The following is a 17,645-nucleotide window of genomic DNA, read 5'->3' as shown; positions in this document are numbered from 1 at the left end:
AAAGTGCCTATTTAATAGCCGAAGTGTCCGCCGCCACCGGCGATGAGGCGGTTGCCGAGGTGTCGCGCATGGCCGCGGCATCGACTTCGATCTGTCCGACGGTGTTCCGGAAGCTCCATCGTTCGAAACTTTCGTCGGCTTCGAAGTTCCGCCCGACGTGCACGCTCCCGCCGTCGATCACCCGGGCGATCGTGTCGCTGTATATCTTCTTGGCGGTCTGGTCCCAGAAGAGGCGTTCGGTCAGGAGAGTACGGGTCTCTTTCCCCTCCTCGTAGTTGTGTGCGATGACGTTTCCGCGCGCTTCCCAGAGTTTTTGGGTCTCGTTGAAGCGGGCGTAGTCGGCTACGATATCGCTCTCGACCCGCAAGGCGGAGTCGAAGGTCTCGACTTTGATTCCCTCGCGAAACTCCATAAAGGGTTCCTTGGCCAGCTCGTACCGTTCGAGCAGGGGGGTCTCCATCCGGTACTGTAAATTGCCGTCAACAGAATTAATTCTCCGGTGGTTATAGCTCACCTGGGTTGGTGTCGTCTCAGGGTCGTCCACCGTCGGTTTCGGCTCGTTGTTTCCGCACCGGGCGAAAAAAAGGATGCTTGCCGCTGAAAAAACAGCGGCAAGCACTCGCCCGCTCCGACAGTGGGTCGGTCGGTCTCTATTTTCGTTCATAAGCATCGAACACAAGTCGCGCAAGAAGAGAGAAGGTATCCCGCGTGAATCGGATTACCGTTCCCGCACCACCGTCCGGCCGCTGATCCAGCCGCAATTGACGGTGTACGAGTCCCCCGGATTGAGCCCGCGCATAAAAGTTTCCTCCGTCTTCGGGAAGTTTGCGCTGTAGTTTCCGATCATCTGCGAAATCGTGGACTGCTGCGGATCATCCGCCGGCAACAAGCGCCGTGCCTGGGCCAGGTTGTCGACCACGAGCCAGAAAGCGGTCTGCCGGTCGAATCCGCTGCACGCACTGCCGCTCCCGCCTGCATAAGCCGATGCGAGGATGAAGTAGGCCAGCCCGTTATTCGGATCGTTGTCGATAGCCTGACGGGCAAACTGGGCCGCTTCGCGATACGAGCTGGACGAGAGCGCCATCCCGGCGCCCTGCAACATGAAGTTGGTCTTCTGTGCCGGATCGGTCTCGTTGTCGATGGCGATACGGAGGTACTCCATCGCCTTTCCGAACTCCTGTTTTTCCTGGAACAGCGAAGCGAGCTGCACCGCCACGTCCGGCCGCGGATTGGCGGCATAGTATTTCTCCAGCATCGTCAGGTAGAAGTCGCTGGAGCAGTTCCCGCGCCGAAGCAGCGCGAGAATGGTTTCGATCAGTTTGGCATTCCCCGGATCGGCTTCGTATTTGGGCCGATAGATTTTTTCGACGGTCTCGCAATTGGCCGCCCCGCTCGACGCGAAGAGGTCGTCGATCGCCTTCATCGCCTCGGCGCGTTCCGGCGATTCGCACCCCGCCAGCCGCTGGCTGAGCCGCTCATAAATATCGATCACCTGTTCCGGCGTCACATCGTCGAGGCGGTAGCTTTCGACCACCGAGTTGAAGTAGGTCACCGCCAAGCCCGGATTGAGCGGGTGTTTTTCATGCAAAGCCTCCTGGAAGAACTGGAAGAGCCGTTCGCGGTCGGCCGGCATCATAGCGAGGAAGGCTTTCGCCTTTTCCCCCCGCAGATATGCTTCGCCGCGCTGCGGATGGTTGCCGAAGGCTTCGATCCGTTTGTCGAAAAACCAGAGGATGCTGTCCACATACATTTTCCGCTCCTGCAAGCTCTGCGCCCCGAGCGCCTTGCTCTTATAGATCTCGACGCCGCGGATATAGAGGTTCTGGGTCGCCTTCGGAGCGTTTTCGATCAACTGGCGCAGATAGACCGTGGCCTGTCCGTACTCCTTGGCCTTATAAGCGTCGTTGAAGAAGTTGAGGATGCGCACGTTCTGCTCCCGCGATGCCGGATCGCTCCCGTACCTGGGATCCTCGCGGAAGTCCTGTGCGCCGACCGCCCCGCCCAGCAGGCAGAAAGCAGCGATCAGGGAATAAACTCGTGTTTTCATGGTTGCGGTTAGTTTTGGTTTCGTCCGCCCCGGCAAAAGAGGCGAACCGGAAATAAACAAACTGAGGTAAACAACGTTCCGTCGGGGCTGCAAAGCCTCCCCCGGCTCATGAAGCTAACGGAAAAAACGGACTATAAAGTTCGGAGTTCCGGCGGAATTTTGCAAATATTAATTGTATTTCGGCCGCACGAACCAGTAATCGTTCCCGAAGAGGCTCAGCGCGACGGTAAAGTTGAAGTAGCGTTCGCGTACCATATCCTTCGCCCACGAACCGCGTTCGCCGTATTCGAGGCCGATCCCGACCTTGGAGAAGGTACCGCGTTTGAGGGCGAAATCGACCCCGACCGAAACCGCGGCATCGCGCAGGCGATTCCCCCGCATCGTCAGGTAGCTGTCCCCGTACCGCACCCCCGCTTTATAGGTCCACCGTTTCAAGGCGTTCCGAATATCGAACTGATCGGGCGTATAGGAGAACCCGAGTCGGAAGTCCTGATACACGCCGAGTGAAATTTCCTGTCCCTCGGGAATGGCAAACGCGCCGGCCCAGTCCTGCCGGTTGTAGTCGAATGCGACGGTCAGTTTCGGCCCCTGGAACGCGATCCCCGCCGCCCACTTGGCCGGAATATCCATCTTCGTCCGGCTCCGGGCCGAGTAGATGGTATCCACCATCACCGAGTTGTGCGACAAGGTCAAACGGCTGTCCCGCACGGTAGCCTTCACTTTCGGCTGATACGTCGCTCCGACGGTCAAAGCGTTCTGCTTTCCGACCCGACAGGTATACTGCGCCCCCAGCGTAAACAAGAGTTTGCTGATATTCTTGTTCTCCGACGAGACGATGTTGCGATAGATGGTCGAGGAGGTGTAGTCGTTCACCACGACGTTGTACTGCCGTTCGATATCCCCGAACCAGTAGTGCATGGCCGCCCCGAGCGAAAGCCCTTTGGCCACATGTACCCCGAGATTCATGGAGACCTGCGTGATCCCCCCGTCGCCGGCATAGTTATAAATGGTACTCCCCACATTCTGGGTAATGTCTGCGCTCCGTTCCACCAACCGGCTGGTGTACCCCACCGAGCTGACCGGCGTCAGCGAGAATCCGAGCCCCACGCCCTTCCCCAGCGGCACCGCCAGCCCGAGGTCATGGATATTGAAGGTGTTGTACGAGGTGGAAGTATTCGGACTTTTGGCATAAATATTTTTCCCCTCGCCGGCGAAGTTGAAGAGGGCCGACTGCCGCGGAATGGCGCTCAGCGCCGCCGGGTTGAGGTAGTTGAAGCGATACGGCGTGCGAAAAGCGACCCCCACACCTCCCATCGGTCGGTTGAAAGCGCTCCCGCCGACCGCCAGGTCGCCGATGCCGTACATCGTGTACGGCGAAAAGGTGTTCAGGCTGCTCATCTGAGCATAGGCCGCAGAGGTCATGCCTCCGCCGAACATGCTCAGCAACAGGACGATCGCAACGTATCTCGCTCTCCTAACTATTGAGTTGGGCATTGTATTCGAGTATTCGGTTGAGTCCCTCGATCACGAGGTCGTGAGTCACAAATATCGGCTTTTTTACTTTGTCGGCAAAGAAATTCGCGTCCCGACCGGCAAAAAAGAGGGCCAAATCCGGATTTTGCGCTCCGATGCGGTCGATGTACCCCTCGATTTCGTGCACGATACCGACCGCGACGCCGCTTTCGATGGCCTGTCGGGTGGTTCGTCCGGTGAGGGTCGTCTCGCCGGCCGGAGCGCCGCACAGGGGCAACCGGTCGGTCAGCCGATGGAGGGCTTCGAACCGCATGGTCATGCCGGGCGAGATGTTGCCGCCGAGGTATTCGCCGGCGGCGCTCACGCGGTCGATGGTGATGGCAGACCCGAAGTCGAAGATGAGCAGTTCTCGTCCCGGAGCCCGACCCCAGGCTCCCACGGCTGCGGCCATCCGGTCGGCTCCGAGGGTCTCGGGGGTGGCATAGCCATTTCGCAGAGGCACGGGGGTCTGCGCACCGAAGCGAATCAGTCGGCCGACTTGCCGTTCGATAAACGCTTCTGTGGCGGAGTCGGCCAGCCGGGTGGTGGAAAGAATGGCACGGTCGGTCTCCGGATGCCGCTCCAGCAAGCGCAAGAGGAGATCGCGCTCGAGTTGCGGTTGTGTCTCCCGGGCGACGATTTCGCCGCGATCCACGATGGTGACTTTCGCAAAGGTATTTCCTATGTCGATGACTAAATTCATAATGATCTCAAGTTCGGGACAGCCCCGCCCCGGGCAACCGCGGCTACGACAAGGGGACACCGGCGTATGTCGGTCACCTGGGGTTCAGCTGGTCTTCGGCCGTCAACAGGACTTTCGCCGTATTCCTGAACTTCTACGCGGCGTATCTCAATCCAGGCGACTCACACAATCGCGGCTACGGTCTTCAGTTGCGTTGCCTCTCGGAATAAACGGGGCTGAGAGCTTTCGACGGAACCGATTGGGGACTTAGAACCCGGGCTTGCCCCTTTTCGTATTCTTGCGGTTCGAAGAACCGCCCCTCAACAGCCGGCCAGCCCCTCCAGCGCACGCCGCAAAGCCGTCACCGACTTCGCCTCCCGGACGGACAAAGATAGCTTATTGCCCGACTGATTGAGCTTGAACCGCGCCGGAGAAGCCGCCACAGCCTCCAACAACGTCATGAAACGATCGCTCTTGTAAAACGCCGACCGCTCGTCCGCCACGAAATAGAGCGTCGCCCGCCCACCCTTGAGCACAATCCGTTCGATACCGTCCGCCTCCGCCACCCGCCGCAACCGAACCACCTCGAAAAGCTCCTGCACCGGCGACGGAGGCTCGCCGAACCGGTCGGTCAGCCGCGCAATGAACTGCTGCAACGCCTCCTCCGTCCGGATACCGTCCAGCTCCCGATAGAGCCGAATCTTCTCCGCCGTCGTCCCGATGTAGCTGTCCGGCAGATGGGCCGACGAATCGGTCTCGATCACACAGTCGATCGCTGAAACGTCCGGCTCCAACCCCTGCTCCTCGCGCAACTCGGCCACCGCCTCCGCCATGATCTTCTGATACGTCTCGAACCCGATGTCCGCGATAAAACCGCTCTGTTCCGCCCCCAGAATATTACCCGCACCGCGAATATCCAAGTCCTGCATGGCGATATGAAAACCGCTCCCCAAGTCCGAAAACTCCTCCAACGCCCGCAACCGCCGGTGTGCCTCGCCCGTCACCCGCTCCTCCGACGGAATCAGCAAGTAGCAATACGCCTTGCGATTCGTCCGCCCCACCCGTCCCCGCAACTGGTGCAGGTCGGAGAGCCCGAACAGATGGGCATCGTTGATAATCATCGTATTGGCATTCGGAATGTCGATCCCCGACTCGATAATCGTCGTCGCCAGCAGGACATCGTATTCGCCGTAGATGAAGTCCATCATGATCTTTTCCAGCTCGGCCGCCGGCATCTGGCCGTGTCCCACCGCCACCCGCGTCCCCGGACAGAGCCGTTCGATGAGCTCCTTCATCCGCCCGAGACTCTGCACCCGGTTGTGGAGGAAAAAGACCTGCCCGCCGCGATGCAGCTCCGCCTCGATCGCCTCCCGGACGATCTCCTCGTCGAAGACGTCCACTTCGGTGGCCACCGGCTGCCGGTTCGGCGGCGGCGTATTGATGATCGACAGGTCGCGCGCGCCCATCAGCGAGAACTGCAACGTCCGCGGAATCGGCGTCGCCGTCAGGGTCAGCGTATCGACATTGGCCTTGATGTGCCGCAACTTCTCCTTATTCGCCACCCCGAACTTCTGCTCCTCGTCGATGATCAGCAGCCCAAGGTCTTTGAAGCGCACATTCTTGCCCAACAACCGATGGGTACCTATAATAATATCGATCTTGCCCTCCGCCAGGTCGTCGAGAATCTCGCGAGTCTGTTTCGTCGTCTTGACCCGGGAGAAATTCTCGACCCGCACCGGAAAGTCCTTCAGCCGCCGCGAAAAAGTACGATAATGCTGGAGGGACAAAACCGTAGTCGGCACCAGCACCGCCACCTGCTTTCCGTCGGTAGCCGCTTTGAAGGCCGCGCGAATCGCGATCTCGGTCTTCCCGAACCCCACGTCGCCGCAGACCAGCCGATCCATCGGCACCGCCTGCTCCATATCCTCCTTCACGGCCTGCGTAGCGCTCTGCTGGTCGGGCGTGTCCTCGTAGAGGAACGAAGCCTCCAACTCCTGTTGCAGAAAGCCGTCGGGCGAGTAGGCATATCCCCGGCTCGCCTTCCGCCGCGCATAGAGGGCGATCAGCTCCCGGGCAATGTCCTTGACCTTGCTTTTCGCGGTCTGTTTGAGCTTCTGCCAAGCCCCCGAACCAAGTTTGTGAATCTTCGGTTCCGGCGCGTCCTTATCCTTGTATTTGCTGATCCGGTGCAGAGAGTGGACGTTGACGAAGAGGATGTCGTTGTCGCGGTAGACCAGCTTGATAAACTCCTGCACCACGCCGTTGGTCGTGCTCCGCACCAGCCCGCCGAATTTCCCCACCCCGTGGTCGATGTGCACCACGTAATCGCCCACCTGCAACGCATTGAGTTCGGCCACAGTCATGCTCTCGCGCCGGTCAATCTCGTTGGGAACGGTGTAGCGGTGGTAGCGGTCGAAAATCTGGTGGTCGGTGTAGAGGGCGAGGTGCAGAGCGGGCAAGACGAACCCTCCGTGCAAGGTGAGCGGCACATGGCCGTATCCCACGTGCTCGAGCCCCACGGAGTCGAAGACGTTTTCGAGCCGCTCCATCTGGGCGCGGTTCTCGGTAAGGATATAGGTGGTTCTCCCCTCGTCGTTCCCTCGCCGAATATCGTCGGCGAGCAGTTCGAAGTTTTTGTTGAACTGGGGTTGCGGCGAAGCTCCGAAGTCGATATCGGCTCCCCCGGCCACCCGCTCGGGCGCATGGACATTCAGCGAAATCCACCGCCAGGCCTGGGTCTCGGCAACGAACTGTTTCCGGCTGGTCACCTGGCTGTCGATGGCGGAGGGCTCGTCGAGCTCGCCGAGGAGCTTCGTCCGAATCTGGTCGAGCCGACCGAGAAAGTGGACGGGGTTGGTCATCCACAAGGTCACCTCTCCGGGGCCGATATACTCCGGCAGCGAGACGCGTTTTTCAGCCAATTCCGGATTTTTGAGGTTGGGTACGATCTCGATCTCGTCGCGGGTTTCGGTCGACAGCTGGGTGCCGACGTTGAAAAGCCGGATCGATTCGATGTCGTCGCCGAAAAAGTCGATCCGGTAGGGTTTGTTGTCGCCGAACGAGAAGAGGTCGATGATCCCGCCGCGTCGGGCATACTGGCCGGGCTCAGCGACGAAATCGACGTGCTCGAACCGATAGTCGACGAGCTGTCGTTCGAGTTCGTCCATGCCGATCCGTTGTCCTTTCCGCACGCGGAGGGTGTTTTCGGCGAGTTTCTGCCGGTCGGCGACTCGTTCGATGAGGGCTTCGGGATAGGTACAGACGATGAGGGGTTTGCCGGATTCGCAGCTCCCGGCGAGGGCGGTCAGCACGGCAGTGCGCTGGACGATCCCGGCGGGGTCTTCGCGCCGGGTCTGGACGGAGCGTTTATAGGCGGTGGGATAAAAGAGTATCGCACCGGGAAAGTCTTCCCCGGCGATGTTGATAAGGTCGTTGCAGAGATAGGAGGCGTCGTCGCGGTCGTCGGCAACGAGCAGATGGATGCCGCCTTTCTGCCGGGCGATGCCGCGGACGACAAAGGCGAGCAACGACCCGGCCAACCCCCGAATCCGCAAGGTGCGCTCGCTCTCGTACCGCTCCCGAAACTCGACTTGCGAGGCACTCTCGTCGATCCGCTGCACTAACTGCTCTATGGTCATCTTTCGTGATGATTATCTTTTTGATTGTCCGTACTTGCCCTGGAGTGAACTGTTCTTTTTCTGAAGAAAAAGAACCAAAAAGACTTTAGGAGGATGCTTACGCATCCTAAAGCTGCCGGCGGCCCGATTCTTGGACTCTTCTTTGGGCCGGGAGTTGTAGCGCGCTAATGCGAGCTAAACTTTGGGCGCGCTACAACCCCGACCCAAAAGCAATCACAAAGACTGAGGACTGCGGAGCCTAAGGAGTAGCGTAGCTATCACGAAAGTTTTTGGTGCCGCTTTTTACAAAAAGCGGCAGTTCCCTGCGGGTAGACACGAATAAACGAAGATTATTCAGACAACGAAAGGAGCGACTATCGCGTCGCGTCCGTCATGCGTCCCGCCCGTTCGAGCAACTCCGACAGCCGATCCATGTCCGGCGTGAGGATGATCTCCGTCCGTCGGTTTTGGGCCCTCGCCTCCGGATCCGTTCCCCCCACCAGCGGCACATACTGGCTGCGTCCCGCCGCCGTGATCCGCTTCGGCGTAATCCCCCGGTTCCGCAGCAGGATGCGCACCACCGCCGTCGCCCGGTGGACACTCAAGTCCCAATTATCGATGATTTGATCTCCCTCTTTGGAGCGATACGGCAGATTATCCGTGTGCCCCTCCACCATGATCCGGATCGCCGGATTGCGCGCCAGCACCTCGCCCACCTTCATCACCGCCCGTTCGCCCGCCGGCGACACCTCCGCCTTTCCCAGCTCGAACAGCAGCTTCTCATCCACCGACACATAGATCATCCCCCCGCGTTCCGAGACCGTCAGCCCCTCGCTGTCGAAATCGCGCAGCGCCTCGCCCAGCAGCGTCCTCACCTCCGTCAGGATCCTCGTCCGCTCCTTGAGCAGCGTCCGGAGCTCCGCATTCGTCAACCCCTCCGCATAGTGCGTCGAGTCCAGCGCCTGATATTGCGCCTCCAGCGCCGCCCGCTGCTCCCGCAACTGTTCGTTCTCCGCCCGGAGCGTCGCGCTCCCCGTCTCGCACCTCAACGCCCTCGTCTGCGTTTCGCGGTATTTCTTCATCGAGACGCACGACACCCCGCCCCACAAAACCACCACCGCTCCGAGCATCGTCGCCCCGACTATTTTTCCATTTTTCATAAGGCGAAGGTACAAATTTTCTATCTTTGTGATTATGCCCACCGCTGAAAAGAAGACGCAAGCCACCACCTACCTCGACCGGATCGACTCGCCGGCCGACCTGCGACAACTCGCCATCGACGAGCTGCCGGCCTACTGCGCCGAGCTGCGGGAGTTCATCATCCGCGAAGTATCGACCAATCCGGGGCACCTCGGCTCCAGCCTCGGAGCAGTGGAGCTGGCCGTGGCCATCCACTACGTCTACGACACCCCGAACGACAAACTCGTCTGGGACGTGGGGCACCAGGCCTACGCCCACAAAATCATCACCGGTCGGCGGGATCGGTTCCACACCAACCGCAAGCTGGGCGGCATCAGCGGTTTTCCGAAGATGAGCGAGAGCCCGTTCGACGCTTTCGGAGCGGGACACTCCTCCATTTCGATTTCGGCCGCGCTGGGACTGCTGCGGGGCATGCAGACCGAGACAGGCGGGAGAGCGAAGTGCGTGGCCGTGATCGGCGACGGAGCGATGACCGGCGGCTTGGCTTTCGAAGGGCTCAACAACGCCGGAGCCGATCCGGCGAACGACCTGCTGGTCGTGCTCAACGACAACCGCATCTCGATCGACCCGAACGTCGGGGCACTGAAAGAGGCCTTGCTGGAGATCAGCACCTCGCGCCACTACAACTGGTTCAAGGATACGACCTGGCGCGCGCTGGATCGGACACCGCGGCTGCGGCGGATGATCCAGAAGATCGTCAATGGCGCCAAATCGTTCTTCCTGCACCAGAGCAACCTCTTCGAATCGTTCAATTTCCGGTATTTCGGGCCGGTGGACGGGAACGACGTCGTGGCACTCGTGCGGGCGCTGCGCGACCTGCGGAGTCTGCCGGGGCCGAAGATCCTGCATACGCTGACAGTCAAAGGGAAGGGGTATGCGCCGGCTGAGCGGGATCAGACCGAGTGGCACGCACCCGGAAAGTTCGATCCGGAGACAGGCGAACGGTTTGCGGCCGCAAAGGCCGAATCCGGCATGCAAACGCTGAGGTTTCAGGAGGTATTCGGCCACACGCTGGTCGAGCTGGCGGAGGCGGACGAGCGGATCGTGGGGATTACGCCGGCGATGCCGACCGGCTGTTCGATGAGCCTGCTGATGGAGCGAATGCCGGATCGGGCCTACGACGTAGGGATCGCGGAGGGACACGCCGTGACCTTTTCGGCGGGGCTGGCGGCGGCGGGACGCGTGCCGTTCTGCAACATCTACTCGTCGTTCATGCAGCGGGCGGTGGACAACATCATCCACGACGCCGCTTTGCAGCGGCTGCCGGTGGTGCTCTGCCTGGATCGTGCCGGGCTGGTGGGAGAAGACGGGGCGACGCACCACGGGGCGTTCGACCTTTCTCTGCTGCGGGGGATTCCGGAGCTGACGATCGCGGCGCCGATCGATGCCATGGAGTTGCGGAACCTGATGTACACGGCGACGCTGGCGAACAATGGGATGTGGGTGATCCGCTATCCGCGGGGCGGGGCCTTTGCGGCGGGGGAAGTGCTCGGGGCACCCTTTTCGCGTATAGAAGTGGGGAAAGGACGTGTTTTGAACGAGCCTGAAAACGCGAATGTTGCGATACTTTCCATCGGCGCGATCGGGCTGGAGGCGGCTATGGCGGTGGAGGCTTTGGCCGGAGAGGGGATTGCGGTGGCACACTATGATTTACGGTTCGCCAAGCCGCTGGACGAGGAGTTGCTGCTGCGGATCGCGACGCGGGGTTATCGACGGGTGGTGACGGTCGAGGACGGGGTGATTGCGGGGGGCGTAGGCTCGGCGGTGTTGGAGTTTCTGTCCGACCGGAACCTGCTGGGCGGGGCCGTGCGGGAAGTGGTGCGGCTGGGGCTGCCGGATCGGTTCGTGGAACACGGAGCGGTGGGCGAGCTTCGGCGGGCGTGCGGCATCGATGCCGAATCCCTGGCGGAACGGATCAAGGGTTTTGCGGCGGCGGATTAGTATCGTTAGTATCCTCAACAAAAAAAGGCTTCGGAATTTTTTCCGAAGCCTTTTTTCGTCCCCTCGCAAACCCGAACGAGCCATTCGCAAACCGCCCGCAGCCCGCAGCAGAGACCGATTCTATCTTCGCAACAGAGGCTCCGCACCGCGAGCCCCTGATTCACCCACCCAGGCCGTCCGACCGGCATTCCCTGCCCCGATTGCTCCACCCTGATCCCCGCCGACCTGAATCGCTGCTCGATCCTGGTCGGGATTTCGTCTGTCCGTGCTGCGGCTGCCGGCTCGTCCTGATGCGCGAAGCCTCGGCCCAAGCCCTCGGCGAGTTGGAAAAGGTCGCCGAAACGCAACGGAACGTCGCGAATAAAAGTCGTGTCAACCTTTAACCCTTTATTTGTCGAATTCCGATGAGATCCGCTATTTTGCGCCTGTTCCTCCTGGCCCTCCCCCTCCTCCCGAGCGCCGGCCACACCCCCCTGACGCGCCGAACCCTCCCCTCCTCTCCGGCCGTCGCGGTAGAGACCCTGCGACAAACGCTCCGCGCAGCCGACACCCTGTCGAGACCGGTCGTTCTTCCGGCTTCGTTCGACGAGGCGATCGACCTGATCCAGAACCTCCGCCCGCAGGAGATAACGCTCGATGGCGAGAATCGGCTCCGTTTCCGGTACTCCGACAAATGGTTTCTGCACGCAGACGAGGGCCCGTGAAGCGAACAGTCATACATCCTGTACGAACGCTCCGCCGACGGACGACTCGCCCCGGTCGTCCGCTTCACGGGCCGGAAACGGCGCAACGATTAACTATAAAAAGGTATGAAGTATTTTACGGTAGAGGAGTTGTGCCGTTCGGCGACGGCGGCAGCCCGGAAAATCGACAACCGACCGCCGAACGAGGCGGCCGATCGACTGCAAACCCTGATCGAGGAGCTGCTCGACCCGATCCGCGCCGCGTGGGGAGCTCCCGTGACGGTCAATAGCGGTTACCGGTCGCCGGAGCTGAACGCAGCGGTGGGCGGTGTCGCGACGTCGCAACACATGCGGGGCGAAGCGGCCGACCTGAGCGTGGGCGCTCCGGCGGCCAACGAACGGTTTTTCCGCTGCATCGAAGAGCTGCAACGGGCCGGAACGATCGAATTCGACCAACTGATCGACGAAGCCCACTACCGTTGGGTACATATCTCCTACCGCCGCGGGGCGAACCGGAGGCAGGTGTTACATCTGTAAACCGCCCTCGTCCCATAGCAAAACGAGAGGCTCGACCATTCAGTCGAGCCTCTCGTTTTATACGTTCCGCACCTCAAAGCGGCATGTCGTCCGCCGAGATATAGCCGTGCATCAAGGCATAGAGGGTCAGTCCCGGAACCGTTTTGATGCCGAGTTTGGCGGTAATATTTTTGCGGTGGGTCAGGACGGTATTGAGGCTGATGTGCAACCGGTCGGCAATCTCTTTGTTGATCGCTCCGCTGACCACCAGACGCAGCACCTCGACCTCGCGTCCGGAGAGGTCGGTCGAAGATTTCTCGTCCTCCGACCGGTCGTCTCGCCAGAGTCGCCCGATCTGCTCCACCACCTCCTCCAGCGTGCCGCGGGTCGATACGACATACGGCGCCTCGCAGCCGCCACCGCCGCTCTCCTGCGGCGCGAGAATCACGCAGCGCGCCCGATGGGTCAGAAAAAAATCGACTTCGGTCACGAACGCCGCACTGTCTGTAAAATAGAGGTCGAAGGCTCTCTCCTCGCGCAAAGCGTCGTCCACGGCGGCGAAACATTCGACCTCCACCGGGGCGAAATAGCGCTCCAGCAGGGCCGCCAGCCCGGCGCGTTGCAGCAGGTCGGACAAGACAACGGCTACGCGCAGCATAAGGCATCGATCAAAGGGGTGAGTATGCGGTCGCGGATGCGGTTGTGCTGGCGGATGTCGCGTTCGATGCTCCCGATGGCAAAGATGACGGCATAGGCCAGATTGTCATCGTATTCGCCGCTCAGGTGGCGCACCATGATGCTGCGCAGGTCGCGCAGCAGCCCGACGGTCGGATCCTCCTCTTCGTCCGCAGCGGTCTGAGGCGCCGGGCACGGCCTCGGCACACTCCCCTGCGGCACCGTCCCTGCGCTCAAAGCGGCACAATACGGGAACCAGACCTCGGCATCGTAGTCGATGGCGGCGATCAAACTCTCCTTGAACCGCTCGAAAAACCGCCCGAGCAAAGCGAGCTGGCTGTTTTCGCCGCCGCCGGCGATCAGCCGGGCGAGGTGCCGCTCGATGTTAGGCAGCTGGTAGTGCAGATAATAGGCGTTGGTTTTGCTCAGGTAATCGACGATTCGGCTGACATGAAACGATTTGAGACGCTGTTCGGGAAAATACTCGTCGAACAGGTAGGTATTCATGAGCAGAAGCATGAATTCCGGATCGAGCCGATGTTCGTCGCACACGGCGGCGAGGGTCCGATCGCCCAACCCGAGCCGAATGCCGAACCGGTTCACGAGGGGGATCAGACTGGGATGCTGCTCCAGTGCCGAACTCAACGGGGTGTCGCTTGTCAATAGTGCCATGTCGTAAAGATAACGATTTTTCCCCTGACGCTTTTTGGTACAGGACGGAACTGCCACTTTTTGGAAAAAGCGGCATCAAAACCGACGCAGCAGCCGAGTTGCCATCAAGTTTACTTGAATGGCCGAGGCGCAAGGAGGAAACCTTAAGGTAAACTTTTATGAAGAAAAGGTACGGTTCTATCCGGCTCAAAGAACGACAGGCAGAAATATCGTTATCTTTACGAGATGAAACAGAGTATAGCCTTGTCGTTGGTCGAAGGCATCGGGAGCCGCCACATGCGGAAGTTGCTCGACACCTTCGGGAGCGCCGCCGCCGTTATGGAAGCCGACATCGAGCAGCTGATGAGCGCCGGTCTGCCCCTGCGTCTGGCCCAGCGCGTCGCCTCTCACGCCAGCGAAGCCCGTGCCCGGAGCGTGCTCGACCTCTGCGAACGCACCGGCGTCCGCGTACTGACCAGCGAAATGGACGCCTTTCCCCGCGCCTTCGCCGAATGTCCCGACGCCCCCTGCGTGCTGTACGTGCGCGGCGACATCGACTTCAACAACGGCCACTGGCTCTCCGTCGTCGGCACCCGGAACGCCACACCCGGCGGCACCGCCGCCACGGAACGCGTCGTTCGCGACCTCTCCCTGCGGAGCTCCGACACCGTCATCGTCAGCGGTCTGGCCTTCGGCATCGACAAAGCCGCCCACGTCGCCGCCCTGAAATACCGGCTCCGCACCGTCGCCATTATGGCCGGCTGGGTAGACGACATCGTACCCCGGAGCCACTACTACCTCGCCCGCCAGATCCTCGAATCCGGCGGCGCCATCGTCTCCGACATGCCGCCCGGCACCGTCATCGACCGCGGCAACTTCCTCAGCCGCAACCGGCTCATCGCCGGGCTGAGCGCCGCCACCATCGTCGTCGAATCGGCCGCCCGCGGCGGTTCGTTAGTCACCGCCGACATCGCATCCAGCTACCACAAAGAACTTTTCGCCCTTCCCGGCCCCATCGACGCACCGGCCAGCGAAGGGACGAACATGCTCATCCGGTCGAACAAAGCCATCCTGTACCAGAGCGCCGAAGACGTGTGGGACACCCTGAACTGGTCGGCCGAACCGCCACGGGCGACGACCGAAGCCCCCTCCCTTTCCGCGCTCACCGAGCGGCAGCGGATGGCCTACGAAGCCTTTCCCGAACGACAGCGGTTAGATGCCGAGACCCTGGCCGACCTGTGGCAGGTACCCCTGTGGGAGGCATCGAGCCTCGTGGGCCAGCTCCGCGCCAAAGGCCTCGTAGCCGTCGACCCCTATAAATGCTACTACAAAATCTGACCGCCATGAAAAACCTCCTCGTCACCGGAGCCACCGGACTGGTGGGCAGTCACCTGATCGCCGAACTGCTGCGCCGCAACCGGTCGGTCGACCCAGCGGAACGCTGCGAAATCACAGCCGTCGCGCACTCCGAAACCTCGTGGAACCGCCTCGAATGGCTCCTCCGGCACGAAAAACTCGACAGAGAGCCATACCGGAAATCGGTCGCCGCGCTGGAATATATCGATGACTGTCGGCAAACCCTGGCCGATTGCCGCCCCGACACGATCTTCCACTGCGCGGCCCAAGTCGCCGTAGGCTCGGCCCACAACGGCGAACAATTAGTGAGCCGGAACGTCGAAATCACTCACAACCTCGCCACCGCCGCCCTCGAAATGCCATCGGACACCCCCCGTCCGCTGTTCGTCCACGTCAGCTCCATCGCCGCGCTGGGACACGCCGCCGGGCCCTCGGGCCGGATCGACGAGAGGGCGATCATGGAGAACCTCGCCGGCGCATCGCCCTACGCCCGGAGCAAATTCCTCTCCGAGAACGAAGTCTGGCGCGCCGCGGCACACGGACTGCCCGTCGTGATCGTCAATCCGGCCGTCATCGTCGGCCTCCAGGCCCCGGAAACCGGCTTTTGGCTGAACGGTCTTTTTCGGGCAGCCCGCAAAGGGGCCAACCGGTTCTGGCTCGACGGCGAAACCGCTTTCGTCGCCGCCACCGACGTGGCACGCGCCATGATTTTGCTGGCCGAAAATCCCGAATCCTGGGGAAAACGATACATCCTGTCAGCCGAAAATCTCTCGTTCCGGCGTTTTTTAGGAGCCATCGCCCAGGCCGTCGGCCGCTCCGAACCCACCCTTCGCGTGCCCCGCTGGCTGCTGAAAACGAGCGTTCCGCTCTTTCCCTCCATGGGCGCCGTCATCGCCCCCCACACCCCTGTCGACGGCTCCGCCATCCTGAGCGCCGTTCCGTTCCGCTACACCGAACTGTCGGAACTCTGGCCCCAAATCGCCCTCGCGACCGAAAAAATTTGATAATTCGAATTTTAATACCGAAATTTGCACTCTGTTTTATTCATTCAACCGACCTGAAAAGCAATGAAAGTTTGTCAAATCACCGGGAAAGGGGCGCAGGGCGGACACAACGTGTCGCACTCGAACAAGAAGACCAAGCGCACGTTCAGCCCGAATCTGAAGAGCAAACGGTTCTTCCTCGAAGAGGAAAATCGTTGGGTGACGCTGAAAATTTCGGCGGCTGCTATGCGTACCATCAACAAGAACGGCTTGAGCAAAGCACTGAAAAACGCTGCTGCGCTGCCGAAGATTTACTAACCGTTAGTCCGAGAGATCGAAAAAAATGGCTAAAAAAGGAAACCGCGTACAGGTGATCCTGGAGTGCACCGAGCACAAGGAGAGCGGGATGCCGGGTATGTCCCGTTACATCACCACCAAGAATAAGAAAAATACGCCGGATCGGATGGAACGCAAGAAATACAATCCGATTCTGAAACGTGTGACCGTTCACCGCGAAATTAAATAATCGTCATGGCAAAGAAAGTAGTCGCTACGCTCAAAACCGCCGCAAACGGCAAGAACGTAACCAAATGCATCAAAATGGTGAAGTCGGAAAAGACCGGGGCTTATACGTTCAAAACCGAGATCGTTCCGAACGAAGAGGTGAAAGATTTCTTCGCAAAGAAGTAGTCCAGATATTTTCTCCTCCTTTTCCGCATTTTTGCATCTCCTTATCTCGATCGTCGAGGAGAGAGAATGCGATGTAAAGAAAAGAAACCATTTACGAGACGTCGTTTACGCCGTCAGAGGGGTTTAGAACGGCGTAAAGCGGTGCCGGTTCCGAAATTCAAATTTCGGAACCGGCACCGCTTTTTTAGATCATCTGCGTCCAATGTCTTTCACCGATATGCGGCCCACTCCCGCACCCCGCCCCGGGCTACCGCCATTCGCACTCGGGGATGCTGGGGGGCTTGGGCTATCACGGTTTCAACTGGTCTTCGACAACATACAACGACAACGGGATGTATCTGGATTTCAACACAGAGAACCTCTATCCCAGCGGTGCGAATCGTCGTGCCTACGCTCTTCAATTGCGCTGCCTCTCGGAATAAACGGGGCAGGAGAGCTTTCGACGGAACCGATTGGGGACTTAGAACCCGGGCTTGGGCCCACTTTTCCATTCTGAGTTTGCGGATCACTGAATTGTGCGACACCCCCGGGCTTCCGCCGCCACACTTCGGGTTCGTTGGGTGGCATCTGTGATGAAGTATACGGTTGGTCGGCTTCGGCAGGCGAAACAAATGGGAACGGGTTACGTTCCTTAACGACAAGGTTTCAACCTACATGGGAGCACAATCGCGCTTTCGGCTTTCAGTTGCGTTGCCTCTCGGAATAAACGCCGCGGGCCCGCGGGGCAAGGGGCTGGAGCTACCCTAACAATTGGCAGCCTCTACCCTATTTTGAGTTGAATCTTGCAGTTCGTAGAACCGCGCCGCTGATGCGTCGCTACTCGCTTTCAGCCCAAAGCACACCCAATTTTCCGTCCTGTGTCGGCCTCACTGCGGCTCCGCTCTCGCTCCGCCGGTACCGAGCGGCACCCGAAAGATGGGCGTGTCTACTCCTAAACGTCGCCCGCGGCAATTCTTGCCGGATTGGCCGAGTGCCAACCGGCAGAATATGCCATCTCACGCGGGCGGGCGACGGAGTTTTCGGCAGAATCGATTTGTTCGCGCGCCTTGGGAAATCTTGTCAAAACACGCAAGCGAGGTTTGACGATTTCCC

Annotated in this window: 17 protein-coding genes; 9 read left to right on the top strand and 8 right to left on the bottom strand. The window is 60.2% G+C overall.

The genetic code is table 11. From position 1 onward, the window contains the following. Positions 1-7: 7 nt before the first annotated feature. The 6 genes from lptC to QZ302_RS02185 form a co-directional block, all read right to left on the bottom strand. The gene (gene lptC, locus QZ302_RS02210; RefSeq protein ID WP_294591975.1) at positions 8-664 is read right to left on the bottom strand and encodes an LPS export ABC transporter periplasmic protein LptC; all 657 of its coding nucleotides are present in this window, start codon (positions 662-664) and stop codon (positions 8-10) included. A 54-nt stretch (positions 665-718) separates the two neighbouring features. Then, positions 719-2,047, bottom strand: coding sequence for a hypothetical protein (locus QZ302_RS02205; protein ID WP_294591973.1), 1,329 nt, complete (start codon positions 2,045-2,047; stop codon positions 719-721). A gap of 168 nt (positions 2,048-2,215) precedes the next feature. Next, positions 2,216-3,541 carry a hypothetical protein gene (locus QZ302_RS02200; RefSeq protein WP_294591971.1) on the bottom strand — a complete coding sequence of 442 codons (1,326 nt, stop codon included), beginning with the start codon at positions 3,539-3,541 and terminating at the stop codon, positions 2,216-2,218. Next, positions 3,522-4,262: a type III pantothenate kinase gene (locus QZ302_RS02195; protein WP_294591970.1), complete on the bottom strand. Its 741-nt coding sequence runs from the start codon at positions 4,260-4,262 to the stop codon at positions 3,522-3,524. Before QZ302_RS02195 ends, QZ302_RS02200 begins: the two co-directional genes overlap by 20 nt. A 299-nt stretch (positions 4,263-4,561) precedes the next feature. Further along, positions 4,562-7,879 carry a transcription-repair coupling factor gene (gene mfd / locus QZ302_RS02190; protein ID WP_294591968.1) on the bottom strand — a complete coding sequence of 1,106 codons (3,318 nt, stop codon included), beginning with the start codon at positions 7,877-7,879 and terminating at the stop codon, positions 4,562-4,564. Between the two features lie 353 nt (positions 7,880-8,232). Next, on the bottom strand, positions 8,233-9,018 hold the full coding sequence (locus QZ302_RS02185; protein WP_294591966.1) for an OmpA family protein: 786 nt from the start codon (positions 9,016-9,018) through the stop codon (positions 8,233-8,235). A 34-nt stretch (positions 9,019-9,052) separates the two neighbouring features. Between QZ302_RS02185 and dxs the strand changes: the two genes are divergently transcribed. From dxs to QZ302_RS02170, 3 genes are all read left to right on the top strand, one after another. Further along, entirely contained in the window at positions 9,053-10,999 is a 1,947-nt protein-coding gene (gene dxs, locus QZ302_RS02180) for a 1-deoxy-D-xylulose-5-phosphate synthase (RefSeq protein WP_294592004.1), read from the top strand. Positions 11,000-11,403: 404 nt separating this feature from the next. Next, positions 11,404-11,703 (top strand): hypothetical protein, encoded by a 300-nt coding sequence (locus QZ302_RS02175; RefSeq protein ID WP_294591964.1) that lies wholly within the window; start codon positions 11,404-11,406, stop codon positions 11,701-11,703. Positions 11,704-11,808: 105 nt separating this feature from the next. Next, positions 11,809-12,219 (top strand): D-Ala-D-Ala carboxypeptidase family metallohydrolase, encoded by a 411-nt coding sequence (locus tag QZ302_RS02170; RefSeq protein WP_294591962.1) that lies wholly within the window; start codon positions 11,809-11,811, stop codon positions 12,217-12,219. Positions 12,220-12,292: 73 nt separating this feature from the next. On the opposite strand, the gene QZ302_RS02165 is transcribed toward QZ302_RS02170, so the two are convergent. Together QZ302_RS02165 and QZ302_RS02160 are read right to left on the bottom strand one after the other, a co-directional pair. Further along, the gene (locus tag QZ302_RS02165) at positions 12,293-12,856 is read right to left on the bottom strand and encodes a LuxR C-terminal-related transcriptional regulator (protein ID WP_294591960.1); all 564 of its coding nucleotides are present in this window, start codon (positions 12,854-12,856) and stop codon (positions 12,293-12,295) included. Then, a complete protein-coding gene (locus QZ302_RS02160; protein ID WP_294591958.1) occupies positions 12,844-13,545 on the bottom strand; it encodes a helix-turn-helix transcriptional regulator in 702 nt (233 codons plus the stop codon). Before QZ302_RS02160 ends, QZ302_RS02165 begins: the two co-directional genes overlap by 13 nt. A 225-nt stretch (positions 13,546-13,770) precedes the next feature. Between QZ302_RS02160 and dprA the strand changes: the two genes are divergently transcribed. The 6 genes from dprA to QZ302_RS02130 all read left to right on the top strand — a co-directional run bounded on the left by dprA (position 13,771) and on the right by QZ302_RS02130 (position 16,975). Continuing rightward, positions 13,771-14,862 carry a DNA-processing protein DprA gene (dprA, locus tag QZ302_RS02155; protein WP_294591956.1) on the top strand — a complete coding sequence of 364 codons (1,092 nt, stop codon included), beginning with the start codon at positions 13,771-13,773 and terminating at the stop codon, positions 14,860-14,862. Between the two features lie 5 nt (positions 14,863-14,867). Beyond that, entirely contained in the window at positions 14,868-15,884 is a 1,017-nt protein-coding gene (locus QZ302_RS02150; protein ID WP_294591954.1) for an NAD-dependent epimerase/dehydratase family protein, read from the top strand. Between the two features lie 63 nt (positions 15,885-15,947). Further along, positions 15,948-16,181, top strand: coding sequence for a 50S ribosomal protein L28 (rpmB, locus tag QZ302_RS02145; protein ID WP_294591952.1), 234 nt, complete (start codon positions 15,948-15,950; stop codon positions 16,179-16,181). Between the two features lie 25 nt (positions 16,182-16,206). Next, positions 16,207-16,389, top strand: coding sequence for a 50S ribosomal protein L33 (rpmG, locus tag QZ302_RS02140; protein WP_294591950.1), 183 nt, complete (start codon positions 16,207-16,209; stop codon positions 16,387-16,389). A gap of 5 nt (positions 16,390-16,394) precedes the next feature. After that, entirely contained in the window at positions 16,395-16,553 is a 159-nt protein-coding gene (locus QZ302_RS02135) for a DUF4295 domain-containing protein (RefSeq protein WP_083377613.1), read from the top strand. A gap of 269 nt (positions 16,554-16,822) precedes the next feature. Next, positions 16,823-16,975, top strand: coding sequence for a hypothetical protein (locus QZ302_RS02130; protein ID WP_294591947.1), 153 nt, complete (start codon positions 16,823-16,825; stop codon positions 16,973-16,975). Positions 16,976-17,645 lie beyond the last annotated feature (670 nt).

It is taken from the genome of uncultured Rikenella sp., from assembly GCF_910579375.1.
In the GTDB taxonomy this organism is placed as follows: Bacteria; Bacteroidota; Bacteroidia; order Bacteroidales; family Rikenellaceae; genus Rikenella.
The sequence above is the reverse complement of the archived record's forward strand: the minus strand, read 5'-3'. Positions and strand labels throughout refer to the sequence as shown.

Coding starts and splice junctions, on each gene's coding strand:
- QZ302_RS02150 (WP_294591954.1), top strand. CDS start 14,868: ATGAAAAACCTCCTCGTCACCGGAGCCACCGGACTGGTGGGCAGTCAC.
- dprA (WP_294591956.1), top strand. CDS start 13,771: ATGAAACAGAGTATAGCCTTGTCGTTGGTCGAAGGCATCGGGAGCCGC.
- dxs (WP_294592004.1), top strand. CDS start 9,053: ATGCCCACCGCTGAAAAGAAGACGCAAGCCACCACCTACCTCGACCGG.
- QZ302_RS02130 (WP_294591947.1), top strand. CDS start 16,823: ATGCTGGGGGGCTTGGGCTATCACGGTTTCAACTGGTCTTCGACAACA.
- QZ302_RS02135 (WP_083377613.1), top strand. CDS start 16,395: ATGGCAAAGAAAGTAGTCGCTACGCTCAAAACCGCCGCAAACGGCAAG.
- QZ302_RS02170 (WP_294591962.1), top strand. CDS start 11,809: ATGAAGTATTTTACGGTAGAGGAGTTGTGCCGTTCGGCGACGGCGGCA.
- mfd (WP_294591968.1), bottom strand. CDS start 7,879: ATGACCATAGAGCAGTTAGTGCAGCGGATCGACGAGAGTGCCTCGCAA.
- QZ302_RS02185 (WP_294591966.1), bottom strand. CDS start 9,018: ATGAAAAATGGAAAAATAGTCGGGGCGACGATGCTCGGAGCGGTGGTG.
- QZ302_RS02195 (WP_294591970.1), bottom strand. CDS start 4,262: ATGAATTTAGTCATCGACATAGGAAATACCTTTGCGAAAGTCACCATC.
- rpmG (WP_294591950.1), top strand. CDS start 16,207: ATGGCTAAAAAAGGAAACCGCGTACAGGTGATCCTGGAGTGCACCGAG.
- QZ302_RS02175 (WP_294591964.1), top strand. CDS start 11,404: ATGAGATCCGCTATTTTGCGCCTGTTCCTCCTGGCCCTCCCCCTCCTC.
- lptC (WP_294591975.1), bottom strand. CDS start 664: ATGAACGAAAATAGAGACCGACCGACCCACTGTCGGAGCGGGCGAGTG.
- QZ302_RS02200 (WP_294591971.1), bottom strand. CDS start 3,541: ATGCCCAACTCAATAGTTAGGAGAGCGAGATACGTTGCGATCGTCCTG.
- QZ302_RS02165 (WP_294591960.1), bottom strand. CDS start 12,856: ATGCTGCGCGTAGCCGTTGTCTTGTCCGACCTGCTGCAACGCGCCGGG.
- QZ302_RS02205 (WP_294591973.1), bottom strand. CDS start 2,047: ATGAAAACACGAGTTTATTCCCTGATCGCTGCTTTCTGCCTGCTGGGC.
- rpmB (WP_294591952.1), top strand. CDS start 15,948: ATGAAAGTTTGTCAAATCACCGGGAAAGGGGCGCAGGGCGGACACAAC.
- QZ302_RS02160 (WP_294591958.1), bottom strand. CDS start 13,545: ATGGCACTATTGACAAGCGACACCCCGTTGAGTTCGGCACTGGAGCAG.